Origin of the sequence: Pseudomonas sp. 22072, assembly GCF_052046095.1 — a bacterium.
Taxonomy (GTDB): Bacteria; Pseudomonadota; Gammaproteobacteria; order Pseudomonadales; family Pseudomonadaceae; genus Aquipseudomonas; species Aquipseudomonas paracarnis.
In genome coordinates this window covers 326,051-349,295 of record NZ_JBQEQE010000001.1, presented here as the reverse complement: position 1 = coordinate 349,295, position 23,245 = coordinate 326,051, and the positions used below count along the sequence as shown (strand labels likewise).

Here is a 23,245-nt window from a genome sequence, read left to right as displayed (position 1 = left end):
CGCACCGGGATAAGGAATGCAGACCGCGCCGCAGCCCTTGGGCTAAAGCTGCTGCATCATTTTGCGCACGCCAGCGACATGGCGTCGGCTGACGATCAACGCATCGCCATTGAGCCCCTTCAGGAATAACTGAAAGTGCCCCAGGGGCGTGCGCTGCAGGCGCTCGATACGTTCACGGGCGACCAGCGCGTTGCGATGAATGCGCACGAAACGCTCGCCAAACTCGTCTTCAAGCGCCTTGAGCGGCTCATCGAGCAACACTTCACCGGTCTCGTGGCGCAAGGTCACGTATTTGTGATCGGCAATAAAGTAGACCACCTGGGCGAGTGGGATCAGTTCGATGCCCTTGCGGGTACGCGCGCTGATATGGCTGCGCGGCCCGTTACCACTTTGCGCAGCCGGTTGCGTCAAGGCAGCCAGTTGGGCGCGGCTGGGACGCTCGGCTTTTTTCAAGGCTTTGAGCAAGGCTTCAGCAGTGGCCGGCTTGACGAGAAAACTGACACCGCTGTCTTCCAGCGCCTGTGCAGAAAACTCATCCTGCGCCGCACACAACACCACGGCAGGCGGCGATTCGCGTTCGCTCAGGCGGGCGGCGACCTGCAGGCCATCAAAGCCCGGCATCCGGATATCGAGCAGCACTACATCGGGCTTGTGGCTGTCGATCAGCGTCAACGCCTCCTCGCCACTGGTGGCACTCGGTTCAAGGACTGAATAACCCTCAAGTTCACTGACCAGACGGCTCAGTCGCTCGCGGGCTTGGGGTTCGTCATCAACGATCAGGACATTCATATTGCGCTGGATTCCTGCGTGAGTCTCGCACAAGGATAGCGTAGACAGGTGCGGTGACTGACGTCACAGCGATCCACGCTAAGACTAGCGCGAGCGGCAAAAAGTGCCCTGAGAATGGCACCCAAATTTACCCGGACCTGTTCAATAGCGCCCAAGACCCGCTGCATTCGGGCATCGTCGTAGGGTTCACTGATAAACAATCCGAATACCCCCCTGTTTAATGGATAGTCTGGTTATGACCGCATCACCCGACTTTGGTGCATTCACACACTATCAGTCCAACTGTAGACGCTCACTGAGGCGACATTGCTCAATCGTCAAATATCGTTTCAATAAGTACCTGTCACCAGTCTCGTCCCGGATGCGGTCGGCGGCAAGGCACTTAGCCATCTCTTACACAAATAAAATTGCCGACCACCCGCAGCACCGCCTCCACGGGCAACCCTGTTATGATCGCCTGCACACCTTCATGCCTCTTTTAAGCAGATCACGAGCGAATCCATGAGCACCGACAAGACCAACCAGTCCTGGGGCGGCCGCTTCAGTGAACCCGTCGACGCCTTCGTCGCGCGCTTCACCGCCTCCGTCACCTTCGATCAACGCCTTTACCGCCACGACATCATGGGCTCCATCGCCCACGCTACGATGCTGGCCAAGGTCGGCGTGCTGACCGACGCCGAGCGTGACAGCATTATCGACGGCCTGACCACCATCCGCGGTGAGATCGAGGCAGGGACGTTCGACTGGCGCGTAGACCTCGAAGACGTGCACATGAACATCGAGGCACGCCTCACTGATCGCATCGGCGTGACCGGCAAAAAACTGCACACCGGCCGTAGCCGTAACGACCAGGTCGCCACCGATATCCGCCTATGGCTGCGCGATGAGATCGACCTGATCCTGGGCGAAATCACCCGCCTGCAAAAAGGCTTGCTGGAGCAGGCCGAGCGTGAATCGGACACCATCATGCCCGGCTTCACCCACCTGCAGACCGCACAACCCGTGACCTTCGGCCACCACCTGCTGGCCTGGTTCGAAATGCTCAGCCGCGACTACGAACGCCTGGTCGATTGCCGCAAGCGCGCCAACCGCATGCCGCTGGGCAGCGCTGCACTGGCCGGCACCACCTACCCGATCGACCGTGAGTACACCGCACAACTGCTGGGCTTTGACGCCGTGGGCGGCAATTCTTTGGACGGCGTGTCGGACCGTGACTTCGCCATTGAATTCTGCGCCGCAGCCAGCATCGCGATGATGCACCTGTCGCGCTTCTCCGAAGAGCTGGTGCTATGGACCAGCGCGCAATTCCAGTTCATCGACCTGCCAGACCGCTTCTGCACCGGCAGCTCGATCATGCCGCAAAAGAAAAACCCCGACGTGCCAGAGCTGGTGCGTGGCAAGAGCGGCCGTGTGTTTGGCGCGCTGATGGGCCTGCTGACCCTGATGAAAGGCCAACCACTGGCCTACAACAAGGACAACCAGGAAGACAAGGAACCGCTCTTCGACGCCGCCGACACCCTGCGCGACTCGCTGCGCGCCTTTGCCGACATGATCCCGGCGATCAAGCCCAAGCACGCGATCATGCGTGAAGCGGCACTGCGCGGATTCTCCACCGCGACGGACCTGGCGGACTACCTGGTGCGCCGTGGCCTGCCGTTCCGTGACTGCCACGAAATCGTTGGCCACGCCGTGAAGTACGGTGTGGACACCGGCAAGGACCTTGCGGAAATGAGCCTGGAAGAACTGCGCCAGTTCAGCGACCAGATCGAGCAGGATGTGTTTGCCGTGCTGACCCTGGAAGGCTCGGTGAATGCCCGTAACCATGTGGGCGGCACTGCGCCGGCACAGGTCAAGGCAGCGGTCGTGCGCGGCAAAGAATTGCTCGCCAGCCGCTAAAACCGTGGCGAGGAGCTTGCTNGGAGCGCTTCGCACTCCAGCGGGAGCAAGCTCCCTCGCCACAAAAGCGACTCTATTTCTTGGCCGCAATCATCGCCATGAACGCCGGCATCGCCGCCTGCCTGTCCGCCTCTACCTTCTGCGCATTGGGCATCTCATTCAGGCGCGCCAACAATGCCTTCGCCTTCGGCAACTGCTCCAGCAGGTCCAGCCCAAACAGCTTTTCGCCCACACCGCAGGCCAGGCTGAGGCTGTACATGAAATACAGGTCCGCGAGGGTGAAGCTCTCACCTGCCACATAAGGCGCAAACTTACCGTGCCGGCCTAACGTACCCATCCCAAGCAGCAGCTCGGCCCTGGATTTTTCCTTGATCGCCTCCGGCACCGTCATGCCGAAAAAAGCCTCGGCGTAACACGCCCGCGCAGGCAGTTCGATGTACAGCTCGATCTCACGGCACAACGCCAACACCTGAGCCCGCGCAAACGGGTCGGCGGGCAACAGCGCCGGGCCTTCCTGGCTCTGCTCGAGGTATTCGAGGATGACGCTGGTTTCGTTGATGAACCCCTGCTTCACACCCAGCACGGGCACTTTGCCGCGGGGGCTGACCGCCAAAGCTTCGGGGGTTTGCCCGGCGTAAAAAGGCACTTCTTCGAAGGGCAGTCCTTTCTCCAACAGCGCCAGCTTGACCATGTTGTAGTAGTTGCTGACCGAAAATCCGTAAAGCTTGAGCATCGCAAAGCCTCCAGGCCGGGTGTGGGGTTGGCTGCAAGAGTTATAGATCCTTGAGGGCACCCTGACCAGCAGCATCACCCACCTGAATGGGGGTAGACTGACGCCCTTTCCTTGAGGAGCCTGCCATGAGCGAGCCGACCGATATCGACAACGACGAAGAAGAATTCACCGAGACCACGCTGATCGAAGCCATCGAGAACCAGATCGAGAGCGATAACCCGCCAGCGGCCAAGGCTACGTTCAACAAACTGACCCTGGTGGGTTACGAGCGCGAAGATATCCTGAATCTGATGGCTCACGTGCTGGCGTTCGAGATCGATGCCATGCTCGAAGATGACCGCGCCTTCAATACCGAGTGGTATGAAACGGCACTGCGGGCACTGCCCGAGCTGCCGCCGGAAAAGGAATAACCCCGGCACGCAGCAACACGCTGGACAGTTCGGCAAAGTGCGTTCACCTTATGGCCTGCTAGCCTCTAATAAATTTTAGAAAGTCTGGAGTCCTTATGTCGTATACCCCTGAGTTGGTTGCCGAACTGGAAATCCTTGTACTCTTCCCCTTGGACAGCACCAAGGAAGGCTTGAAAGTCCATCAGACTGCCGCCCCCACTGCCATCGCCGCTGCCAAGCGCCTCCATGCCAAAGGGCTGATCGACCAACCGGACGGGGGCTACCTGACGAGTCTTGGCCGGGACGCTGCCGAGCAAGCCCAAACCCTGCTGACCATCCTCACCACTGCCAGCACCAAAGAAGCCGCCTGATACCTGATACTGCCCATGGAGTCCGCCGCCTGCGGATTCCGCGGGCACTGCTGCGCGGCATACAGAATTCTGACGCCAAAAAGCCATTTCCCTCTAAAACTCCTACGCTACTGTCTGTAAACTCCTGCATGGCCGCCCGCGTCGGGCCCTGCGAGCCAACGAGTTCGACATGACCCGCACCCATGAAATCCGCCCCGATCTGGACGAAGGCATCGACCGCAAGGTGCTGACCCAACTGCGCGCGCGTTTCATGACCCTCAATCAAGGCCGCATGGCCCGGGCCGTCGAGGGGCTGACGCCACGTCAGCAAAGCGTGCTGGCCTTGTTGCCGCTGTTTTTCCACGTCAATCACCCGCTCTTGCCGGGCTATGTCTCTAGCAGCACGCCGGCCGGGCTGTCGAATTTCGAACCGGACGCTCAGGCCCTGGCCGATGCCCAGCGCCTGACCCGTTCGTTCTCCTATAAACCGCGCCACGGCAACCCGCCTACGCCGATCCACGGCTTGTTCCTGATGGGCAGCCTTGGCACCCTGGCCCAGGCCGATCAAAGCGATATGGACGTGTGGGTGTGCCACGCTCCCGACTTGAGCGAAACCGAGCTGGCCGAGCTGCGCAAAAAGTGCCAACTGCTGGAAACCTGGGCCTTGGGCATGGGCGCCGAAGCGCATTTCTTCCTGATCGACCCGACGCGCTTTGTGTTGGGTGATCGCGATACGCAACTGAGTTCCGACGACTGCGGCACCACCCAGCACTACCTGTTGTTGGATGAGTTCTATCGCACCGCGATCTGGCTGGCCGGGCGCACGCCCATCTGGTGGCTGGTGCCGGTCTACGAAGAAAGCCGCTACGCCGAATTTACTCACACCCTGGTGTCCAAGCGTTTTATCCGCACCGATGAAACCCTCGACCTCGGCCATCTGGCTCATATTCCTCCAGGGGAGTTTATCGGGGCCGGGCTGTGGCAACTGTTCAAGGGCATCGAGTCGCCCTACAAGTCGGTGCTCAAGCTGCTGCTGACCGAGGTCTACGCCAGCGAACACCCGAACGTGCGCTGCCTGAGCCTGCGCTTCAAACAGGCGGTGTTCAGCCATCAGGTAGACCTGGATGAGTTGGACCCGTACATCATGGTCTACCGCCGTATCGAGGAGTACCTCAAGGCCCGCAACGAGCTGGAGCGCCTGGAATTGGTGCGGCGCAGCCTGTACCTGAAGGTCAACCGCAAGCTCAGCGCCGGCCAGCGCACCGCCGGTTGGCAACGGCAACTGCTGGAACGCCTGGCGCAGGAGTGGAGCTGGGACACGCGCCAACTGGCCCTGCTGGACAGCCGCAGCCAATGGAAAGTGCGCCAGGTCGCCTCCGAGCGCCGTGCTCTGGTCAATGAGTTGAACTACAGCTACCGCTTCCTCACGCAGTTCACCCGCAGCGAACAGACCGCCAGCGCGGTCAATAAGCGCGAACTCAATGTACTGGGCCGCCGCTTGTACGCGGCGTTCGAGCGCAAGGCCGGCAAGGTCGAGTTCATCAACCCCGGCATCGCCCCTGACCTGGCCGAAGATACCTTGACTCTGGTGCAGTCGCCCAACCGCAAGGAGCCGGGCCAATACCATTGGGGCCTGTATAACGGCAACCTTACCGCTCTCGAATGGGAACACTTTGCACCGATCAAACGCAGCCGCGACCTGCTGGAAATGCTCACCTGGTGCCATCGCAACGGCGTGATCGACAGCAGCACCCGCCTGGCGCTGCACCCCGGCACCAGTGACATGACCGAGTTCGAGCTGTTCAACCTGCTGGGCAGCCTGCAACAGACCATCACCCTGCCCCTGGCCAGTGTCGACGAGGTCCGCTTGCTGCGCCCGGCAGTGCCAGAAGAGGTGCTGCTGCTGATCAACGTCGGGGTTGACCCGCTCAAGCATCATCGCGACCTGAATATTCTGATGACCACGGAGCGCACCGACTCCCTGAGCTATGCCGGCGTGCGCGACAACCTGGTGCTGACTCTGGACCAAGTCACGCTCAACAGTTGGAACGAAGTAATGGTCAGCCGCTATGACGGCCCGCACGCCCTGCTCGACTGCCTGCGCGACTATCTCAACCAATTGCCATCGAACCATCTGCCACGCCTGCGAGTGCGTTGTTTTTGTCACAACCGGGCACAGTTCATTGCCCAGCGGGTGGAAGAAGTATTCGACACCGCGCAGCATCTGCTGCTCGGCCAGGGCAATCATCGCTACCTGCTCCAGGTGCAACAGCATTATCACGTCATGGAACTGGTACCGGGCCAAGCCACCCATGTATCACTGCCGACTCAGGACGCGCTGATCGCTTACCTTAGCGAGGAGCTGGCCAGCTACAGCCCGTGGCACCTGGACGCCATGGCCTTGGAAGACCACGACCTGGCGCTGCTGCTGCCCATGGGCCAAGCCGAGTGTGTGCAGGTGTTCTACCGGGTCAATGAAGGCTTCGCCGACGTCTATGTGCTCGACGAATTCAACGCGCTCTGGCAACAGCGCTTGCCGTTTCATGATGAGCAAAGCCTCTTGGCCCCACTGCAACGCTTTTTGCAATCGATCCTGTACCGCCGGGAAGCGCTATTGTCCCTGGACACCCAGCAACCTGCGGGCGAAGTACAGATCCTGTACTACCAACTGTTGCCATCGGGCAACGGCCGGGCGCGGGGCGTGGAGCCACGACCGGCCCCGCAAGACCCGCCCAACAAGGCGTTTTATGACGTGCAGGCCATCATCGGTAAAGGCGCGCCAGGCCAGGTAGGGATCACCCTGTACTGTAATCAGCGGGAGTTTTCCGAACTGGAATTTGGCGACCAGCTGTTTGCAGTGGTCGCCCGGGAGATCGTCGGGCAACGTCGGGAAACCGAGCGTTACCGCGGCTATATCACTGATCTGGATCTGTCGGGGCTGCTCGGTGATGTGCAAAGCCCAAGCAATCTGTACCTGCGCTATAAAGCCGAACTGGAACAGTCACTCAATGCGGCCTTGGATCAGGTTTAGAGCGGGAAGGCGCCGCCATCTTTGGGCTGGCCTTCGACGCTGAGCAATTCCAGCTTGAGGGTCTTGCCGCCAGGCGCCGGCCAGTCGATGTGCTGGCCCACTTGCAGGCCAAGCAATGCGCTGCCCACGGGCGCCATGATCGAAATCTTGCCTTCGTCGGCGTTCGCGTGCTTGGGGTAGACCAGCGTCAGGTGATAGTCCTTTCCGCTGCTTTGTTCACGGCAATGCACGCTGGAATTCATGGTCACGACACCCGCAGGCACTTCATCGTGACCAACCACGTCTTCGGCGCGGTCGAGTTCGGCTTGCAACGCTTCGACGCCGGGAAACTCGTCGCCCAAGCGGTCGATCAGTTGCTCCAGACGCTGCACGTCAAGACGGGTAAGAATGATGGACGGTGCGGTGGTCATGATTCAGGCAGACTCCTTTTTTCTGCACAAAAAAGCAAAACCCCGCCAGGAAAAGGCGGGGTTCTCACGGACCTCGATGAATGGAGGTGTATCCGGACACTACCACAGCGACACAAATAAACAAGACGCCGTCAGGCGCTCGCCTTGCGCTGCTCGGCCTCGGCGCAGATCACCCGGCGCCGCGCATCGTCGGCAGAGCGCCATTCCCGGATGTCTTCCACATGGCGAAAGCAGCCAAGGCAGACTTTCCGCTCGTCCAGGCGACACAAACTGATACAAGGTGACGGCACCGCCGGGCTGACATTGCTGAACAGCGGCTTGGGCGGGCGTACGGCTACAGGCTCACTCACCATCAGATCTCGTCGAAATCCAGCTCGACGCCGGTGTATTCCTGAACCAGGCGCATAAGCATCTCACCCAGCAACTCTTCACTCTTGTCGCACTGCCATTTGCCGCTTTCTTCATCGTAGTCGAAGTGAACGCCACCGGAGCGCGCCGCCAGCCACAACTGACGCAGCGGCTCCTGGCGACTGAAGATCAATTGCTGGCCGCTCTCGAACTTGACCGTCAGCACACCGGCCGAGCTTTCCAGGTCCACGTCCAGGCCGCTGTCGTCGAAAATATCTTCCAGCTTCTCTTGGGTGGCATCCACCAGGTCGTGAAAACGGGCTTCGGTCAAACTCATTGTGGCAACCTCAAAAGTGTCTGGTTTTGCTCAAGCGCCGCACGATACGGGCGAGCTTCGCCGATTGCAAAGGATACTGATTTCATCACGGATGACGGTACGAAATATCCCCAGGCATCGTAGCCTGCTTCCCTACTGTCTCGGCAAACCCCCGCCGGACGGGTGGTGCGGCGCATAGGCAAGCTGGCGGGTGGTCGGTATACTCGGGCGCAATTAATGCATATTCAAGGATTTCGCCATGAAGCGCCTGATCTCTTCCCTTGCTGCGCTCGTCGCGGTCGCTTGCCTCGTTAGTGCCTGTGGCCAGAAAGGCCCGTTGTACCTGCCGGATGACAGCAAAGATCCAAACGAACAGGCGCAATCGTCGCAAAAGCCGTCAAAAGCCCATAAGCACGACACCTACTAAGTTAAGGGAAACTTATGGACGCTTTTAACTACCGGGACGGCGAGCTGTTCGCGGAAGGCGTGGCATTGTCCGCGATTGCCCAGCGCTTCGGCACCCCGACCTATGTGTACTCGCGTGCGCATATCGAAGCTCAATACCGCTCGTTCACCGACGCCCTCGACGGCGTGCCGCACCTGGTGTGCTACGCAGTCAAGGCCAACTCCAACCTGGGTGTACTCAATGTCCTGGCGCGTCTTGGCGCTGGTTTTGACATCGTATCCCGTGGCGAGCTGGAACGCGTACTGGCCGCCGGCGGCCAGGCGGACAAAATTGTCTTCTCTGGCGTCGGCAAGAGCCGCGAAGACATGCGCCGCGCCCTGGAAGTCGGCGTGCATTGCTTCAACGTCGAATCCACCGACGAGCTGGAGCGCCTGCAAATGGTCGCCGCCGAGATGGGCGTGCGTGCGCCGATCTCCCTGCGCGTCAATCCGGATGTCGACGCCGGCACCCACCCGTACATCTCCACCGGTCTCAAAGAGAACAAGTTCGGCATTGCCATCGCCGACGCCGAGGACGTGTACATCCGCGCCGCCCAACTGCCGAACCTGGAAGTGCTGGGTGTCGACTGCCATATCGGCTCGCAACTTACCACCCTGCCACCGTTCCTGGATGCCCTCGACCGCCTACTGGCCTTGATCGACCGCCTGGGCGAGTGCGGCATCTACCTGCACCACATCGACCTCGGTGGTGGCGTGGGCGTGCGTTATCGCGATGAAGAGCCGCCGCTGATTGCCGATTATATCCAGGCCGTGCGCGAACGCATCGAAGGCCGCGACCTGACGCTGATGTTCGAGCCAGGCCGCTACATCGTCGCCAACGCTGGCGTGCTGCTGACCCAGGTCGAGTACCTCAAGCACACTGAGCACAAGGATTTCGCCATCGTCGATGCGGCGATGAACGACCTGATCCGCCCGGCGCTGTACCAGGCCTGGATGGACGTCACCGCCGTGACGCCGCGCGCAAGCGACGCCCGCGCCTATGACATCGTCGGGCCCATCTGCGAGACCGGCGACTTCCTGGCCAAGGACCGTCAGCTTGCGCTTGAAGAAGGTGATCTGCTGGCCGTGCATTCGGCCGGTGCCTACGGGTTTGTCATGAGTTCCAACTACAACACCCGCGGGCGCACCGCCGAGGTGCTGGTGGACGGTGATCAAGCATTTGAAGTGCGTCGCCGCGAGACGGTAGCCGAGTTGTATGCTGGCGAAAGCCTGCTGCCGGAGTAAGCCATGCTGCTGCGTTTTACCAAGATGCACGGGCTGGGTAATGATTTCATGGTCCTCGACCTGGTCAGCCAGCACGCGCACATCCTGCCCAAGCACGCCAAACAGTGGGGCGATCGCCACACCGGGATCGGTTTCGACCAGTTGCTGCTGGTCGAGGCGCCGAGCAACCCGGAGGTGGATTTCCGTTACCGGATCTTCAACTCCGACGGTTCCGAAGTGGAACAGTGTGGCAACGGCGCGCGCTGCTTTGCGCGCTTTGTGCTCGACAAACGCCTGACTGCCAAACGCCAGATTCGCGTCGAAACCAAGGGTGGCGTGATCGAACTGGACATCCGCAATGATGGCCAGATCAGCGTCAACATGGGCGCCCCACGCCTGGTGCCGGCGGATATTCCGTTCCAGGCCACCGAGCAGGCCCTCAGTTACCCACTGGATGTGGAGGGCAAAACCGTGGAGGTCGCCGCCGTGTCCATGGGCAACCCCCATGCGGTGCTGCGGGTCACCGACATCAATAACGCCCCCGTGCATGAACTGGGGCCGAAGATCGAACATCACCCGCGCTTTCCGGCACGGGTCAATGTGGGCTTCCTGCAGGTGATCGACCGTAACCGTGCGCAATTGCGCGTATGGGAACGCGGCGCCGGCGAAACCCAGGCTTGCGGCACCGGTGCTTGCGCCGCTGCCGTGGCCGCGATCAGCCAGGGGTGGATGGATTCGCCACTGTTGATCGACCTGCCCGGCGGACGTTTGTCCATCGAATGGGCAGGCCCTGGCCACCCGGTGATGATGACCGGGCCAGCCACGCGTGTATACGAAGGACAGGTCCGTCTATGAGTGAGCCAAGCTAATGACCGATAAGCCTCAAGTACCCGCACACGCTACCCCGAGTGAAAGCCTGGAGGCCGCTGCTGTCGCGGCGTACCTTGAGGCTAATCCGGACTTCTTCGTCGAGCACGAAGAACTGCTGCCGGCCCTGCGCATCCCCCACCAGCGCGGCGATACCGTGTCGCTGGTGGAGCGGCAAATGAAGATCCTGCGCGAGCGCAACATTGAAATGCGCCACCGACTCTCTCATCTGATGGACGTGGCCCGCGACAACGACCGCTTGTTCGACAAGACCCGCCGCCTGATTCTGGCCCTGATGGATGCCGCCAGCCTGGAAGAAACGGTGATCGCCGTGGAAGACAGCCTGCGCGAGGATTTCCAGGTGCCCTTCGTCAGCCTGATCCTGTTCAGCGACAACCCGATGCCGGTGGGGCGCTGGGTCACAGGTGGCGAAGCGCAGACGGCCATCGGTGGCCTGCTGTCCGAAGGCAAGACCGTCAGCGGCACCTTGCGCGAGCATGAGCTGGACTTCCTGTTTGGCGCCGAACAGCGCAAGCAGATCGGCTCTACGGCCGTTATCGCCCTCAGCCATCAAGGCTTGCACGGGGTACTGGCCATCGCCAGCCGCGACCCGGCGCACTACAAAAGCTCGGTGGGCACGTTGTTCCTGACCTATATCGCCGAAGTGCTGGGCCGCGTCCTGCCACGCCACACCACCACCCTGCGCGCGGTGCGCTGATCATGGAGCGGCAACTGGACGCTTACTGCGCTCACCTGCGCAATGAGCGCCAGGTGTCGTCCCACACGCTGGAAGCTTATCGGCGGGACTTGAACAAGGTCCTGGCCTATTGCGAAAAACAGCACGTCAGCAGTTGGAAGGCCCTGGATATCCAGGCCCTGCGCAGCCTGGTCGCCCGGTTGCACCAACAGGGCCAATCCTCCCGCAGCCTGTCTCGCCTGCTATCGGCGGTGCGCGGCCTCTATCACTACCTCAATCGCGAAGGCCTGTGCGACCACGACCCGGCCAATGGCCTGTCACCGCCCAAAGGCGAACGGCGCCTGCCCAAGACCCTGGACACAGACCGCGCCCTGCAATTGCTCGACGGTGCCGTCGAGGATGACTTCCTGGCCCATCGCGACCAGGCAATCCTGGAGCTGTTCTACTCCTCGGGCCTGCGCCTGTCGGAGCTGACGGGCCTGAACCTCGATCAGTTAGACCTCGCCGATGGCCTGGTGCAAGTGCTCGGCAAAGGCAGCAAGACGCGCGTACTGCCCGTGGGCAGGAAAGCCCGCGAAGCCTTGCAGCTATGGCTGCCGCTACGCCTTCTGACCAACCCTGCAGACGATGCCGTGTTTGTCAGCCAGCAAGGCCGGCGCCTGGGGCCGCGCGCGATTCAACTGCGGGTCAAGGCTGCCGGCGAGCGCGAGCTGGGGCAGAATCTGCACCCGCACATGTTGCGTCATTCCTTTGCCAGCCACCTGCTCGAATCCTCCCAGGACCTGCGCGCCGTGCAGGAGCTGCTCGGGCACTCGGATATCAAGACCACGCAAATCTACACCCACCTCGACTTCCAGCACCTGGCAACGGTGTACGACAGCGCCCATCCACGGGCCAAACGCATCAAGGGCGGCGACTCATGAGTATCAAGCTGATTACCTTCGACCTGGACGACACCCTCTGGGACAACGTACCCGTCATCATCAGCGCCGAAGCGTCGATGCGCGAATGGCTGGCGACCCACGCGTCCAAGGTCGGCGACCTGCCCCTTGAGCATTTTGCCAGCCTGCGCCAGCAGGTGCTGCAGCGTCATCCCGAACTCAAACACCGTATCAGCCTGCTGCGTCATCGCGTGTTGATGCATGCGTTCGAGGAGGCCGGTTACCCCCAGCCTGAGGCCACAGAGATGGCGGATGTCTGCTTCGAAGCGTTCATCCATGCACGCCACCAACTCAGCGTGTTTCCGGAAGCCGAGCCGATGCTCAAGGCGCTGCGCCAGCACTTCCTGCTCGGCGTGATCACCAATGGCAATGCCGATGTGCAGCGTGTGGGCCTGGCGGACTACTTTCACTTTGCCCTGCGCGCTGAAGATATCGGCATCGCCAAGCCGGATGCACGGCTGTTTCATGAAGCACTGCAACGTGGCGGTGTGGACGCCAGCGCGGCAGTGCATGTGGGCGATCATCCTGGGGATGACATCGCCGGCGCGCAGCAGGCGGGACTGCGGGCGGTGTGGTTCAACCCCACGGGCAAGGCCTGGGAGGGTGACAAGCACCCGGATGCGCAGATTCGCAGCCTGACGGAGTTACCGCCACTGCTGAGTCGCTGGAGCTAACACTGACCCCAATGTGGGAGCTGGCTTGCCTGCGATAGCGGTGGATCAGTCAACACAGGGCTCGCAGATAGACCGCTATCGCAGGCAAGCCAGCTCCCACAGGGTATTGCAGCAAACCGGTAAATTGCTCCAGGCATGAAAAAGCCCGCAGCGACGGCGGGCTTTTTCTTACAAGCAGGAGGCAGACCTCAGATAGGTCGGCTGCCGTACTTGTTATCCGGCTTCTTCGGTGGATCAGCCACCACGTTGGCCTCGACTTCCTGCACTTTGCCGCCTTTAGCGAGGAACTCTTCCATCGCACGCGCCAGGGCATCGCGCTCTTTGTTCTTGGCTTCAACGCTCGGCAACTCGTCTACCGACACAGCCGCCTTGGCTTTGCCTTTGGCTTTGGGAGCCGCGTCATCGCCAACACTGTCATCGACGTCCTCAGCAACGTCTTCGGCCGCAACTTCAAGACCGTCTTCGGTGTCGTCTTCATCACCTACTTCGAGGTCGTCTTGTTCCAGATCATCGTCGCTCATGTTCTACCTCATGACTTGCGAAAAGCAGATTAGTTATAGCCCAGCTTCACCCTCTGTCGAGGTTGCCGGAAAAAAATCAACATCCACTGGATCACCAGTGGCTTATGCCCCTTCACCATGCAAGGTGGCGAGGACTTTACGAGCACCGCCATGATCACGGTGCTCGCCCAGATAAACACCTTGCCAGGTCCCTATCGCCAAGCGGCCGGCCTTGACCGGCAAACTCAGCTGGCAGCCCAGCAGACTGGCCTTGAAGTGCGCCGGCAGATCATCCGGACCTTCGTCGTTATGTTCAAACCCTGCGCGACCTTGTGGCACCAGCAGGTTGAAAAAACGCTCGAAGTCACGGCGAACCGCCGGGTCGGCATTCTCGTTGACGGTCAACGAGGCCGAGGTGTGCTGCAGCCACAGATGCAACAGGCCCACACGGCACGCCCTCAATTCAGGCAAGCCGGCAAGCAACTCGTCCGTTACCAAGTGAAAGCCCCGGGGCTTGGCCCGCAGGGTAATCAGGGTCTGTTGCCACATACAGTTCTCCGCCCATCGGCGCGCATTCTAGCGCGCTCTGGGAAAAAACAAAGTGCCTAATACGCCTTCATGCCTGTAAGACATTTGCACCCTTAAAAGTGGAGTGTGGATCCCATCACAAAGTCGATAAAAAACCCATGCACCTTTAGCCACAGACAAACGCCGGGCAAAAAAATGCCCGGCAAGCCGGGCATGTTTTTTTCGGGTAATTACAAGTTGTAGCCGCGCTCGTTGTGTTGTGCCAGATCGAGGCCGACCGCCTCTTCTTCTTCGGTGACACGCAGGCCCATGACCATGTCGAGCACCTTGAGGATGACGTAGGTCACGATCGCCGTGTAGATCACGGTGAAGCCCACGCCTTTGCACTGGATCCAGACCTGGGCCGCGATGTCGGTCACGGTGCCGAAGCCGCCCAGAGCAGGAGCTGCGAACACACCGGTGAGGATCGCACCGACGATACCGCCGATACCGTGCACGCCGAAGGCGTCCAGGGAGTCGTCATAACCCAGCTTGCGCTTGAGGCTGGTCGCGCAGAAGAAGCACACCACACCGGCGACCAGACCAATCACCAGGGCGCCCATCGGGCCCACGGTGCCAGCCGCTGGCGTCACGGCGACGAGGCCGGCGACCACGCCCGAGGCGATACCCAGTGCGCTTGGCTTGCCGTGGGTGATCCACTCGGCAAACATCCAGCCCAGGGCCGCAGCTGCGGTAGCGATTTGAGTTACCAGCATCGCCATGCCCGCGGTGCCGTTGGCCGCCGCAGCGGAACCGGCGTTGAAGCCAAACCAGCCGATCCACAGCATGGCCGCGCCCACCAGGGTATAGCCCAGGTTATGCGGGGCCATCGGGGTGGTGGGGAAGCCTTTGCGCTTGCCGAGCACGATGCACGCCACCAGGCCAGCCACACCCGCGTTGATGTGCACAACGGTGCCGCCGGCGAAGTCCAGCACGCCCCAGTCCCACATCAGGCCGCCATTGCCGCTCCAGACCATGTGCGCAATCGGCGCATAGACCAGGGTGAACCAGATAGCCATGAAGATCAGCATCGCGGAGAACTTCATACGCTCAGCGAAAGCACCGACGATCAGCGCCGGAGTAATGATGGCAAAGGTCATCTGGAAGGTGATGAACACGGCTTCCGGAAACAGCGCCGCCGGCCCGGTGATGCTGGCTGGGGTGACACCCGCCAGGAACGCCTTGCCCATGCCGCCGAAGAAGGAATTGAAGTTGACCACACCTTGTTCCATACCGGTGGTATCGAACGCGATGCTGTAGCCGTAGACAACCCACAGGATGCTGATCAGGCCAGTGATGGCGAAGCACTGCATCATCACCGACAGAATATTCTTGGAGCGGACCATGCCGCCGTAGAACAGCGCCAGGCCAGGGATGGTCATGAACAGCACCAGCGCGGTGGCGGTAAGCATCCAGGCGGTGTCGCCGGAATTGAGGACTGGAGCAGCCACTTCATCTGCCGCCATGGCCAGGCTTGGCATTACGATGGACAGCAGGGCTCCGAGCCCTGCGAATTTACGCAGAGTCATATTGTTTTCTCCTGGGGCGTTGGGGTTTGGCGGCTTAGATTGCGTCGGTATCGGTTTCGCCGGTACGGATGCGAATAGCCTGTTCCAGATTGACCACGAAGATCTTGCCGTCACCGATCTTGCCGGTGTTGGCCGCCTTGGTTATCGCCTCGATAACCCGATCAAGATCCTTGTCGTCAATGGCGACATCGATCTTCACCTTCGGCAGGAAATCGACCACGTATTCCGCGCCGCGATACAGCTCGGTATGACCCTTCTGCCGACCGAAGCCCTTGACCTCAGTAACGGTAATGCCCTGCACGCCGATCTCGGACAGTGACTCGCGTACATCGTCCAACTTGAACGGCTTGATGATGGCAGTGACTAGCTTCATGAAAACTCTCTCCCGAATTTGGTGGACTTGCCCCAGGAAAACAAACCCGTCTCAAGTCTAAGCGCAGTGCCTGGCTTTGTAACGCATCGTCGCCTCGGCATTTGCCGTCGCGACGCCAGCGAACCACTGGTGACGAGCCCTGTACCCCGGATCCGTCGGCGCACTGCATTCGTCACAGCGACTGCATCAGTGCATGGGTCATGATCGTCTAAGCAGAAACCTTGCCAGCTCCGTAAAAACCACCGAAATCAATCCTTTGCCCGCTTATGCCCACCTACGGGGCGCCTGCGCGGCCGCAATGCGCATCAAAACAGTGCGCAGCCGCCCGCCCCCATGCGCGAAAACCGTGCGCAGCGGGGCGTGAAAATGACTATAGACGCTGCGTGGTACACTGCCGGCCAACTGTTTTCCGGAATATGTCCAATGCTCGCGCCCAAAGACTTCCTCGACGCCCTGAGCGGCCACGCCTCTCGCCTGTTCAGCGGCGACACTCCGCTGCCCCGCAATGAAATCGAAAGCCAGTTCAAGGCTTTGCTACAGAGCGGTTTCAGCAAGCTCGACCTGGTCAGCCGGGAAGAGTTTGACAGCCAGATGGTGGTGCTGGCCCGCACACGTGCGCGGCTGGAGAGCCTGGAGGCGAAGGTGGCTGAACTTGAAGCACGGTTGACGCCACCCTCTGCTGAATAAACACGGTGAGTGTGGGAGCTGGCTTGCCTGCGATGGCGGTGCATCAGNTCAGCGGATGATTCTTTGCTGACACACCGCCATCGCAGGCAAGCCAGCTCCCACATTCTGTTTTGCGTTGCCGTCCGGATACGTTCTGTAAAACCTCCCCCGCCCCGCTCCATCCCACCTCGTCTACCCTTGAAAAAACCGCAGGAAGCGGCCCTCCCATTCAAGGAACGAGCATGTCCCTCGCCATCGTCCACAGCCGCGCCCAGGTCGGTGTAGAAGCCCCCGCCGTCACCGTCGAGGTGCACATGGCCAATGGTCTGCCGTCTCTCACTCTCGTGGGTTTGCCCGAAACTGCAGTGAAGGAAAGCAAGGATCGCGTGCGCAGCGCCATCCTCAACTCGGCGCTGCAATATCCGGCCCGCCGCATTACACTCAATCTCGCGCCCGCCGACCTGCCCAAGGACGGCGGGCGTTTTGATCTGGCGATTGCCCTGGGCATCCTGGCAGCCAGTGTGCAAGTGCCGGCGCTGATGCTCGATGACGTGGAATGCCTTGGGGAATTGGCGCTGTCCGGCGAGGTGCGCGCGGTGAAGGGGGTGTTGCCGGCCGCGCTGGCGGCGCGCAAGGCCGGGCGCACCGTGATAGTGCCGCGCGCCAATGCCGAGGAGGCGTGCCTGGCGTCAGGGTTGAAGGTGATTGCGGTGGATCACCTGCTGCAAGTGGTGGCGCACCTGAATGGACAGGTGCCGATTGAGCCCTACAGGTCCGACGGTTTGCTGTACTTGAACAAGCCTTACCCAGACCTGAGTGAAGTGCAGGGCCAACTCGCGGCCAAGCGAGCATTGCTGATCGCGGCGGCGGGCGCGCATAACCTGTTGTTCACCGGGCCACCAGGCACCGGCAAGACTTTATTGGCCAGCCGGCTACCGGGCTTGCTGCCGCCGTTGAGCGAGCAGGAAGCGCTGGAAGTGGCAGCGATCCAATCCGTGGTCAGCCTGGCACCGCTGAGCCATTGGCCAAACCGCCCGTTTCGCCAGCCGCACCACTCGGCATCCGGGCCGGCGCTGGTGGGTGGCGGCTCGAAGCCACAACCGGGGGAAATCACCCTGGCTCATCACGGGGTGTTGTTCCTGGATGAACTGCCAGAGTTCGATCGCAAGGTACTGGAGGTGCTGCGCGAGCCATTGGAGTCGGGGCACATCGTGATCTCCCGAGCCCGAGACCGTGTGAGCTTCCCGGCGCGCTTTCAACTGGTCGCGGCGATGAATCCCTGCCCCTGCGGCTACATGGGCGAGCCCAGCGGGCGTTGTCGGTGTACACCGGAGCAGATCCAGCGCTATCGCAACAAGCTCTCCGGGCCGTTGCTGGACCGGATTGATTTGCACCTGACCGTCGCGCGGGAGGTCACTGCGCTGAACCCCGCCCAACAAGCCGGTGATACCACCGCGCAAGCGTCCGCTCAGGTGGCGCAAGCCCGGGAACGCCAGCACCAGCGCCAGGGTTGCGCCAATGCATTCCTCGATCTGCCCCGGCTGCGCGAACACTGCCAGTTGGCCAAAGCCGATGAAAGCTGGCTGGAAAGCGCGTGTGAGCGGCTGACATTATCACTGCGCGCAGCCCATCGATTGCTCAAGGTGGCTCGCACCCTGGCGGACCTTGAGCAAGTGGAAGGCATCGCCCGCCATCATTTGGCGGAGGCGTTGCAGTACCGACCAGCCGCAAATGGCTAGCACTTGTCAGGCAAAATCCAGCAGCAGCCTCGCCACTTCCAGCACTTCTTGCAGCGCCGCTTCTGCGGACTCTGCGGAAGGCTTGAGCATCAGGTCATCGGCATAGCCCATCGCCAGGGCGAAGATCTGCCGTGCAGCGCGTTGAGCCGACTCGCAGCGAAAGACGCTATCGGCAACGCCCCGCTCGATCACCTCGGCAAGCATGCTTTGCCATTGGGCGTTGATTACCAGATAAGCCTGGGTCATTTGCGCGTCATGCATGGCCTCGTCCCAGGCGTCGAGCCACAGCGCCCAGCCGGCGTCAGCGGTGCTGGGCAGGCAGTCGCGCAAAAAACCCACGAGCGCCTCCAGGGGTGGCGCATCGGCCAACGGCTCGCGCACTTCATCCAGTTGCTCATTGGCAAAGCGTACGAAGGCTTCGCGGCGCAGTTCATTCCAGTCGCTGAAGTAGTGATAGACATGACTGCGCGACAAGCCGGCATGTTCGGCGAGGTCACGGGTGGATACATCGGCGAAACCCTTGCTGCGAAACAGCTCCAGGGCGGCGGCGATGATCTGGTCTTTACGGTCGGTACGCGACATGGGCAATTCCTTCGAGCACGAGCAGATAAGCGGCGCTTGCTTTTTGAGCGATCGCTCAAGGATACTTGAGCAGTCGCTCAATAATAGCGTCTATTACTCCTCTGGTGCACCCATGACATCCGTCACCCCACAAATTCTGATCGAAGAAAGCAAGAAAGTCGGCCAGCAGTCTGCCAGCCAGACCCTCAAGGCTATTGCCAGAGCCTATCCCGGCAAGCTGTCTTGCACCTTGTCGCTGGTGGCGCTGGAGAACGCGCTGTTGTTGGCTTACCCACTGTTTGCCGGGTTCGCGGTGGATTCGATTATCCGTGGCGATACCACCAGTGCGTTGCTGTATGCCGCCGTGGTCATGGCGTTCTGGGCCGTTGGGGCGGCGAGACGGGCGCTGGACACCCGTACGTTCACGCGCATCTACGCGGACCTTGCGGTGCCGGTCATTCTCAACCAGCGCCAACAGAACCACAGCACCTCGAAATCGGCGGCACGGGTAGTACTTGCTCGGGAGTTTGTCGACTTCTTTGAAAAGCACGTGCCTATCATCGCCACGGCGTTGGTGTCGATTGTGGGCGCGGCAGTGATGCTGATCGTGATTGAGCCATGGGTAGGCATGGCGTGCCTGGCGGCCCTGCTGCTGTGCATCACCTTGTTGCCGCGTTTTGCCCAGCGCAATCAGGCGCTGCACGAACGTCTGAACAACCGCCTGGAAAAAGAAATCGGCCTGGTCGAAAAGGTCGGCGCGCCGACCCTGCGACGCCACTACCAGGTGCTGTCACGCCTGCGCATCTGGCTGTCAGACCGCGAGGCTGCGGCGTTCCTGTTTATCGGCATGACCGCGGCCTTACTGTTCGTGGTTGCGATCAGCCAATTGGCCATGTCCCCAGCGGTGAAGGCCGGCCACATCTACGCCGTCATGACCTATCTGTGGACCTTCGTCACCAGCCTGGACGAAGCGCCAGGCATGGTCGACCAACTGGCGCGGCTCAAGGACATTGGCAAGCGCGTAGACCCAGGGCTTGGGGAGGCCTGAGCCTCAACGAAACCGATCCACCTCATGACGCAAGCCTGCCGCCAAGGTCTCCAGTTCCTTGGCGGTAACCGCCAGGTTGGACACCACTTCACGCTGCTCGCTGTTGGCCAGCGCAATGCTCTGCAGGTTGCTGCTGAGCAAGGTCGCGGTGCTGCTCTGTTCCTGGGTGGCGGTGGTGATCGCAGCAAATTGCTGGCCGGCCGAGCGGCTTTGCTCGTCAATACGCGCCAGGGCCGAGGCCACATCGGCGTTGCGCGACAGGCCTTCCTGCATCAGCGCATTGCCGTGCTCCATGGTGCTGATGGCGTTACCGGTTTCCTGCTGGATGCTCTGGATCATGCCGGAGATTTCATCGGTGGCCTGGCGGGTGCGCGAAGCCAGGTTGCGCACTTCGTCGGCGACCACGGCGAAGCCACGACCTTGCTCGCCGGCGCGCGCAGCCTCGATGGCGGCGTTGAGCGCCAGCAGGTTGGTCTGTTCTGCGATGGCGGTAATCACGCCGACGATCCCGCCGATTTCCTGGGAACGCTGGCCCAGGGTGTTGATCACGGCAGCGGTGCTGTTCAGCGCAGTGGCGATATGTTCCAGGGACGATGACGCCTCTTGCATCGAACTGCGGCCGATACGGGTTTGCTGGGCATTCTCTTGAGCCAGGCGCTCGGTGTTGCCCATGTTGTCGGCAATGTTCAGCGAGGTAGCACTGAACTCTTCCACCGCACCGGCCATGCTGGTGATCTCGCCGGACTGCTGCTCCATGCCTTCATAGGCACCGCCAGACAAGCCCGACAGCGCCTGGGCGCGGCTGTTGACCTGTTCGGCGGCGGTACGGATATGCGACACCATGGTCGACAGCGCCTCACCCATCTGGTTGAAACTACGCGCCAGCTGGCCGATTTCGTCATGGCTGGACACATTGAGCCGCGCACTCAAATCGCCCGCACCCAGGGCCTGGGCCTGGCGCACCAGCTCGCTCAATGGCGCCAGCTTGCTGCGCAACAGCCACACCGTGGCGCCCACTGCCAGCAACATCGCCAGCACACTGCCGATCACCAGGCGGATGCCGACTTCCCAGGTCACTGCGCGAATCTCAGCCTTGGGCATGCTCGCTACCACCGCCCAAGGGCCGCCTTCAAACGGCACCGAGACACTATAGAAATCTTCGTTTTTGTCGCTCCAGAAACGGCCAGCACCCGGCTTTTTCGCCAGGTCGAGCATCACGGCAATCGCCTGATCCGGCGCTTGCACGCCAGCCGGCGGCACCAGCCAGTGCTTTTGCTCATCCAGCAGCGCGAGGGAGCCGGTCTGGCCGATGCGGAAGCGCTTGAGGTTTTCAAACTGGGCGTTCTGCGCATCGGTGTAATCGAAACCGATGAACAGCACGGCGATGACCTGCCCACTGCTGTCACGTACGGGGCTGTATTGGGTCATGTAGGAGCGGTCGAACAACACGGCACGGCCGATGTAGGTCTGGCCGCTCACAACGCGCTGGTAGGCCGCGCCCTGACGGTCGAGCACGGTGCCAATGGCGCGATTGCCGTCCTGCTTGGTCAGGGAGGTGCTGACGCGGATAAAGTCGTCGCCGCTGCGCACGAACACCGTGGCCACGCCACCGGACATCTGCTTGAACTCATCCACCTCTTCGAAGTTATTGTTCAGCACCTCATTGCCCAAGTAGAGGCTCGGCGTCTGTACGCCGGCCACGGCCACGGGCTGGTCCGCACGCACACTCAAGCCGGCGCCGAAGCGCTTTTCAAACAGCCCGCTCAAACGCTGGGTGCTTTCACGCAAGGTGCTGTGGAAGGTGTTGAGTTGGTCGGCGAGCAAACGCGCCTCGCTGGCCAAGTGTTCCTCGCGGGTGGCGAGGTTGGCGGAGTCGAGGGTACGCAGGGCAAAGACCGTACTGCCGCTGATCACGACAGCCAGAATCACGGCGAGTGCAAGGCCTAACTGGGAGGCAATCCGGGCACGAGGTTGAGACATGACAGCTCCTGGCCGAGGCCAGGATCATCCTGATCTCATAGCGCTGCTCGGCAAATTATCTAGTGGGAAACGGTAGTGCACGAGGGTTCCAACACCTTTCTTCGGCGGCATTTGGCAATACTTGAGCGAATCACAGGGGTATCCCGCAAACGATTGCACAAACGGTCCGGCCCTACTCAATCGAGGCGTTCAACCGGAGGCAATTCCATCGCCTTGACTTCACCCTGAAGAAATTCCGCCAGCCGTCGCAAACGTTCGCCACCCGGACGGGTTTTCGGCCACACGAGGTAGTAGCTTTCCCCACTGGCCACGGCCGTAGGCCACGGCAGGCTCAAGCGTCCCTGCGCCACGTCTTCGGCCACCATCAGCAAATCCCCCATGGAGACGCCATAGCCTCGGGCGGCGGCTATCATGCCCAGTTCAAGCGTGTCGAACACCTGCCCACCCTTGAGTGAAACGTGAGATGACAACCCCATGCGCTGCAGCCAGTAACGCCAGTCGCGGCGGTCAGGCGTCGGGTGCAGCAGTTCGGCGGTTGCCAGCCGCGTCACGTCCCAGGGACCGTCGTCCAACAGATTCGGCGCTCCCACCGGGATAAGCATTTCCGCAAACAGATAACTGGCCTCCCAGTCCGCCGGAAAGTGCCCGTTGCTGAGCAACACCGCGCAGTCGAATGGCTCTTGGTTGAAGTCCACTTCATCAATGCTCATCCACGCACTGGTGAGTTGCACCTCATTGCCTGGCTGCAACGCGCGGAAGCGACTCAACCGCGCCAGCAGCCAGCGCATGGTCAAGGTGGACGGCGCCTTCATACGCAGGATGTCATCTTCGGCATTCAAGGTATGGCAAGCACGCTCCAGGGCAGCGAAGCCTTCCCGTACGCCTGGCAGCAACAAACGCGCCGCTTCCGTGAGCTGCAACGTGCGCCCGCTGCGCTGGAACAATCGGCAGGCGAAATAATCTTCGAGCGTACGGATATGCCGGCTGATCGCACTCTGGGTAATCGACAATTCCTCAGCCGCACGGGTAAACGAGTGGTGACGGGAGGCGGCTTCAAATGCCCGCAAGGCATAAAGAGGAGGAAGACGACGAGACATGCTGAAAGCTCCGACTGCGCAATCTGGAAACCCTACCAGAATCGCTCATGCATGAGTTTTAATCATGCTAATGATC

The 23,245-nt window shown here is 61.1% G+C and carries 25 protein-coding genes and 1 pseudogene; 13 read left to right on the top strand and 13 right to left on the bottom strand.

Annotated features, from left to right (window positions below; all coding sequences use genetic code 11):
* Positions 1–42 precede the first annotated feature (42 nt).
* The gene (locus ACTJLA_RS01580; RefSeq protein WP_089041516.1) at positions 43–789 is read right to left on the bottom strand and encodes a LytR/AlgR family response regulator transcription factor; all 747 of its coding nucleotides are present in this window, start codon (positions 787–789) and stop codon (positions 43–45) included.
* Positions 790–1,290: 501 nt separating this feature from the next.
* Between ACTJLA_RS01580 and argH the strand changes: the two genes are divergently transcribed.
* On the top strand, positions 1,291–2,685 hold the full coding sequence (argH, locus tag ACTJLA_RS01575; protein WP_003195396.1) for an argininosuccinate lyase: 1,395 nt from the start codon (positions 1,291–1,293) through the stop codon (positions 2,683–2,685).
* Positions 2,686–2,758: 73 nt separating this feature from the next.
* Here argH and ACTJLA_RS01570 read toward each other — a convergent pair whose 3' ends face one another.
* Positions 2,759–3,418 (bottom strand): glutathione S-transferase family protein, encoded by a 660-nt coding sequence (locus ACTJLA_RS01570; protein ID WP_034129047.1) that lies wholly within the window; start codon positions 3,416–3,418, stop codon positions 2,759–2,761.
* A 125-nt stretch (positions 3,419–3,543) separates the two neighbouring features.
* Here ACTJLA_RS01570 and ACTJLA_RS01565 point away from each other — a divergent pair, with 125 nt between their 5' ends.
* The 3 genes from ACTJLA_RS01565 to ACTJLA_RS01555 all read left to right on the top strand — a co-directional run bounded on the left by ACTJLA_RS01565 (position 3,544) and on the right by ACTJLA_RS01555 (position 7,188).
* Entirely contained in the window at positions 3,544–3,828 is a 285-nt protein-coding gene (locus tag ACTJLA_RS01565) for a hypothetical protein (protein ID WP_014720450.1), read from the top strand.
* Between the two features lie 95 nt (positions 3,829–3,923).
* A complete protein-coding gene (locus ACTJLA_RS01560) occupies positions 3,924–4,178 on the top strand; it encodes a TIGR02647 family protein (protein ID WP_003195403.1) in 255 nt (84 codons plus the stop codon).
* 169 nt (positions 4,179–4,347) lie between these two features.
* Positions 4,348–7,188, top strand: coding sequence for a class I adenylate cyclase (locus ACTJLA_RS01555; protein WP_314547578.1), 2,841 nt, complete (start codon positions 4,348–4,350; stop codon positions 7,186–7,188).
* Here ACTJLA_RS01555 and rnk read toward each other — a convergent pair.
* The 3 genes from rnk to cyaY all read right to left on the bottom strand — a co-directional run bounded on the left by rnk (position 7,185) and on the right by cyaY (position 8,283).
* On the bottom strand, positions 7,185–7,598 hold the full coding sequence (rnk, locus tag ACTJLA_RS01550; protein ID WP_034129049.1) for a nucleoside diphosphate kinase regulator: 414 nt from the start codon (positions 7,596–7,598) through the stop codon (positions 7,185–7,187). The genes ACTJLA_RS01555 and rnk overlap by 4 nt on opposite strands.
* A gap of 131 nt (positions 7,599–7,729) precedes the next feature.
* Positions 7,730–7,951, bottom strand: a complete 222-nt coding sequence (locus ACTJLA_RS01545; RefSeq protein ID WP_215908744.1) for a DUF1289 domain-containing protein — start codon at positions 7,949–7,951, stop codon at positions 7,730–7,732.
* Positions 7,951–8,283 carry an iron donor protein CyaY gene (gene cyaY, locus ACTJLA_RS01540; protein ID WP_034129050.1) on the bottom strand — a complete coding sequence of 111 codons (333 nt, stop codon included), beginning with the start codon at positions 8,281–8,283 and terminating at the stop codon, positions 7,951–7,953. The genes ACTJLA_RS01545 and cyaY overlap by 1 nt, the downstream gene beginning before the upstream one ends.
* 238 nt (positions 8,284–8,521) lie before the next feature.
* Between cyaY and lptM the strand changes: the two genes are divergently transcribed.
* From lptM to ACTJLA_RS01510, 6 genes are read left to right on the top strand one after another with little or no spacing between them, the layout of a single operon-like run.
* The gene (gene lptM, locus ACTJLA_RS01535) at positions 8,522–8,689 is read left to right on the top strand and encodes an LPS translocon maturation chaperone LptM (RefSeq protein WP_003195417.1); all 168 of its coding nucleotides are present in this window, start codon (positions 8,522–8,524) and stop codon (positions 8,687–8,689) included.
* A 14-nt stretch (positions 8,690–8,703) separates the two neighbouring features.
* Positions 8,704–9,951, top strand: a complete 1,248-nt coding sequence (lysA, locus tag ACTJLA_RS01530) for a diaminopimelate decarboxylase (RefSeq protein WP_034129051.1) — start codon at positions 8,704–8,706, stop codon at positions 9,949–9,951.
* 3 nt (positions 9,952–9,954) lie between these two features.
* Positions 9,955–10,785: a diaminopimelate epimerase gene (dapF, locus tag ACTJLA_RS01525; RefSeq protein ID WP_034129052.1), complete on the top strand. Its 831-nt coding sequence runs from the start codon at positions 9,955–9,957 to the stop codon at positions 10,783–10,785.
* 13 nt (positions 10,786–10,798) lie between these two features.
* Positions 10,799–11,515, top strand: a complete 717-nt coding sequence (locus ACTJLA_RS01520; protein ID WP_054896015.1) for a DUF484 family protein — start codon at positions 10,799–10,801, stop codon at positions 11,513–11,515.
* 2 nt (positions 11,516–11,517) lie between these two features.
* On the top strand, positions 11,518–12,417 hold the full coding sequence (xerC, locus tag ACTJLA_RS01515; protein WP_034129054.1) for a tyrosine recombinase XerC: 900 nt from the start codon (positions 11,518–11,520) through the stop codon (positions 12,415–12,417).
* Positions 12,414–13,109 carry an HAD-IA family hydrolase gene (locus ACTJLA_RS01510; protein WP_314547561.1) on the top strand — a complete coding sequence of 232 codons (696 nt, stop codon included), beginning with the start codon at positions 12,414–12,416 and terminating at the stop codon, positions 13,107–13,109. Before xerC ends, ACTJLA_RS01510 begins: the two co-directional genes overlap by 4 nt.
* Positions 13,110–13,297: 188 nt before the next feature.
* On the opposite strand, the gene sutA is transcribed toward ACTJLA_RS01510, so the two are convergent.
* From sutA to glnK, 4 genes are all read right to left on the bottom strand, one after another.
* A complete protein-coding gene (gene sutA, locus ACTJLA_RS01505) occupies positions 13,298–13,630 on the bottom strand; it encodes a transcriptional regulator SutA (RefSeq protein WP_014720461.1) in 333 nt (110 codons plus the stop codon).
* A gap of 102 nt (positions 13,631–13,732) precedes the next feature.
* The gene (locus tag ACTJLA_RS01500) at positions 13,733–14,158 is read right to left on the bottom strand and encodes a secondary thiamine-phosphate synthase enzyme YjbQ (protein WP_034129056.1); all 426 of its coding nucleotides are present in this window, start codon (positions 14,156–14,158) and stop codon (positions 13,733–13,735) included.
* Between the two features lie 209 nt (positions 14,159–14,367).
* Positions 14,368–15,705, bottom strand: a complete 1,338-nt coding sequence (locus tag ACTJLA_RS01495) for an ammonium transporter (protein WP_020302863.1) — start codon at positions 15,703–15,705, stop codon at positions 14,368–14,370.
* Positions 15,706–15,739: 34 nt separating this feature from the next.
* Entirely contained in the window at positions 15,740–16,078 is a 339-nt protein-coding gene (gene glnK / locus ACTJLA_RS01490; RefSeq protein WP_002555808.1) for a P-II family nitrogen regulator, read from the bottom strand.
* Between the two features lie 423 nt (positions 16,079–16,501).
* On the opposite strand from glnK, the gene ACTJLA_RS01485 reads away from it, so the two are divergent.
* Positions 16,502–16,765 carry an accessory factor UbiK family protein gene (locus ACTJLA_RS01485; RefSeq protein ID WP_003195432.1) on the top strand — a complete coding sequence of 88 codons (264 nt, stop codon included), beginning with the start codon at positions 16,502–16,504 and terminating at the stop codon, positions 16,763–16,765.
* Positions 16,766–16,986: 221 nt separating this feature from the next.
* Positions 16,987–18,483 carry a YifB family Mg chelatase-like AAA ATPase gene (locus ACTJLA_RS01480; RefSeq protein WP_314547554.1) on the top strand — a complete coding sequence of 499 codons (1,497 nt, stop codon included), beginning with the start codon at positions 16,987–16,989 and terminating at the stop codon, positions 18,481–18,483.
* A gap of 6 nt (positions 18,484–18,489) precedes the next feature.
* Here the strand turns inward: ACTJLA_RS01480 and ACTJLA_RS01475 are convergent, their stop codons facing one another.
* A complete protein-coding gene (locus tag ACTJLA_RS01475) occupies positions 18,490–19,065 on the bottom strand; it encodes a TetR/AcrR family transcriptional regulator (protein WP_034129059.1) in 576 nt (191 codons plus the stop codon).
* Between the two features lie 112 nt (positions 19,066–19,177).
* Here ACTJLA_RS01475 and ACTJLA_RS01470 point away from each other — a divergent pair, with 112 nt between their 5' ends.
* A complete protein-coding gene (locus ACTJLA_RS01470; RefSeq protein ID WP_314547550.1) occupies positions 19,178–20,092 on the top strand; it encodes an ABC transporter six-transmembrane domain-containing protein in 915 nt (304 codons plus the stop codon).
* A 3-nt stretch (positions 20,093–20,095) separates the two neighbouring features.
* Here ACTJLA_RS01470 and ACTJLA_RS01465 read toward each other — a convergent pair whose 3' ends face one another.
* The 3 genes and pseudogenes from ACTJLA_RS01465 to ACTJLA_RS01455 all read right to left on the bottom strand — a co-directional run bounded on the left by ACTJLA_RS01465 (position 20,096) and on the right by ACTJLA_RS01455 (position 23,169).
* Positions 20,096–20,818, bottom strand: coding sequence for a methyl-accepting chemotaxis protein (locus ACTJLA_RS01465; protein ID WP_430962202.1), 723 nt, complete (start codon positions 20,816–20,818; stop codon positions 20,096–20,098).
* Between the two features lie 180 nt (positions 20,819–20,998).
* Positions 20,999–22,072, bottom strand: a pseudogene (locus tag ACTJLA_RS01460) (Cache 3/Cache 2 fusion domain-containing protein); the annotation flags it as partial.
* Positions 22,073–22,248: 176 nt separating this feature from the next.
* Positions 22,249–23,169, bottom strand: coding sequence for a LysR substrate-binding domain-containing protein (locus ACTJLA_RS01455; RefSeq protein ID WP_314547547.1), 921 nt, complete (start codon positions 23,167–23,169; stop codon positions 22,249–22,251).
* Positions 23,170–23,245: the final 76 nt, after the last annotated feature.

Bases quoted from the DNA above. Each gene is read 5' to 3' on its own strand.
- lptM (WP_003195417.1), top strand. From the start codon at position 8,522: ATGAAGCGCCTGATCTCTTCCCTTGCTGCGCTCGTCGCGGTCGCTTGC.
- rnk (WP_034129049.1), bottom strand. From the start codon at position 7,598: ATGACCACCGCACCGTCCATCATTCTTACCCGTCTTGACGTGCAGCGT.
- ACTJLA_RS01485 (WP_003195432.1), top strand. From the start codon at position 16,502: ATGCTCGCGCCCAAAGACTTCCTCGACGCCCTGAGCGGCCACGCCTCT.
- ACTJLA_RS01495 (WP_020302863.1), bottom strand. From the start codon at position 15,705: ATGACTCTGCGTAAATTCGCAGGGCTCGGAGCCCTGCTGTCCATCGTA.
- glnK (WP_002555808.1), bottom strand. From the start codon at position 16,078: ATGAAGCTAGTCACTGCCATCATCAAGCCGTTCAAGTTGGACGATGTA.
- ACTJLA_RS01510 (WP_314547561.1), top strand. From the start codon at position 12,414: ATGAGTATCAAGCTGATTACCTTCGACCTGGACGACACCCTCTGGGAC.
- ACTJLA_RS01560 (WP_003195403.1), top strand. From the start codon at position 3,924: ATGTCGTATACCCCTGAGTTGGTTGCCGAACTGGAAATCCTTGTACTC.
- ACTJLA_RS01455 (WP_314547547.1), bottom strand. From the start codon at position 23,169: ATGTCTCGTCGTCTTCCTCCTCTTTATGCCTTGCGGGCATTTGAAGCC.
- ACTJLA_RS01480 (WP_314547554.1), top strand. From the start codon at position 16,987: ATGTCCCTCGCCATCGTCCACAGCCGCGCCCAGGTCGGTGTAGAAGCC.
- ACTJLA_RS01570 (WP_034129047.1), bottom strand. From the start codon at position 3,418: ATGCTCAAGCTTTACGGATTTTCGGTCAGCAACTACTACAACATGGTC.
- ACTJLA_RS01555 (WP_314547578.1), top strand. From the start codon at position 4,348: ATGACCCGCACCCATGAAATCCGCCCCGATCTGGACGAAGGCATCGAC.
- ACTJLA_RS01465 (WP_430962202.1), bottom strand. From the start codon at position 20,818: ATGGCCGGTGCGGTGGAAGAGTTCAGTGCTACCTCGCTGAACATTGCC.
- ACTJLA_RS01580 (WP_089041516.1), bottom strand. From the start codon at position 789: ATGAATGTCCTGATCGTTGATGACGAACCCCAAGCCCGCGAGCGACTG.
- ACTJLA_RS01545 (WP_215908744.1), bottom strand. From the start codon at position 7,951: ATGGTGAGTGAGCCTGTAGCCGTACGCCCGCCCAAGCCGCTGTTCAGC.
- ACTJLA_RS01500 (WP_034129056.1), bottom strand. From the start codon at position 14,158: ATGTGGCAACAGACCCTGATTACCCTGCGGGCCAAGCCCCGGGGCTTT.
- ACTJLA_RS01565 (WP_014720450.1), top strand. From the start codon at position 3,544: ATGAGCGAGCCGACCGATATCGACAACGACGAAGAAGAATTCACCGAG.
- dapF (WP_034129052.1), top strand. From the start codon at position 9,955: ATGCTGCTGCGTTTTACCAAGATGCACGGGCTGGGTAATGATTTCATG.
- lysA (WP_034129051.1), top strand. From the start codon at position 8,704: ATGGACGCTTTTAACTACCGGGACGGCGAGCTGTTCGCGGAAGGCGTG.
- ACTJLA_RS01520 (WP_054896015.1), top strand. From the start codon at position 10,799: ATGACCGATAAGCCTCAAGTACCCGCACACGCTACCCCGAGTGAAAGC.
- ACTJLA_RS01470 (WP_314547550.1), top strand. From the start codon at position 19,178: ATGACATCCGTCACCCCACAAATTCTGATCGAAGAAAGCAAGAAAGTC.
- argH (WP_003195396.1), top strand. From the start codon at position 1,291: ATGAGCACCGACAAGACCAACCAGTCCTGGGGCGGCCGCTTCAGTGAA.
- xerC (WP_034129054.1), top strand. From the start codon at position 11,518: ATGGAGCGGCAACTGGACGCTTACTGCGCTCACCTGCGCAATGAGCGC.
- cyaY (WP_034129050.1), bottom strand. From the start codon at position 8,283: ATGAGTTTGACCGAAGCCCGTTTTCACGACCTGGTGGATGCCACCCAA.
- ACTJLA_RS01475 (WP_034129059.1), bottom strand. From the start codon at position 19,065: ATGTCGCGTACCGACCGTAAAGACCAGATCATCGCCGCCGCCCTGGAG.
- sutA (WP_014720461.1), bottom strand. From the start codon at position 13,630: ATGAGCGACGATGATCTGGAACAAGACGACCTCGAAGTAGGTGATGAA.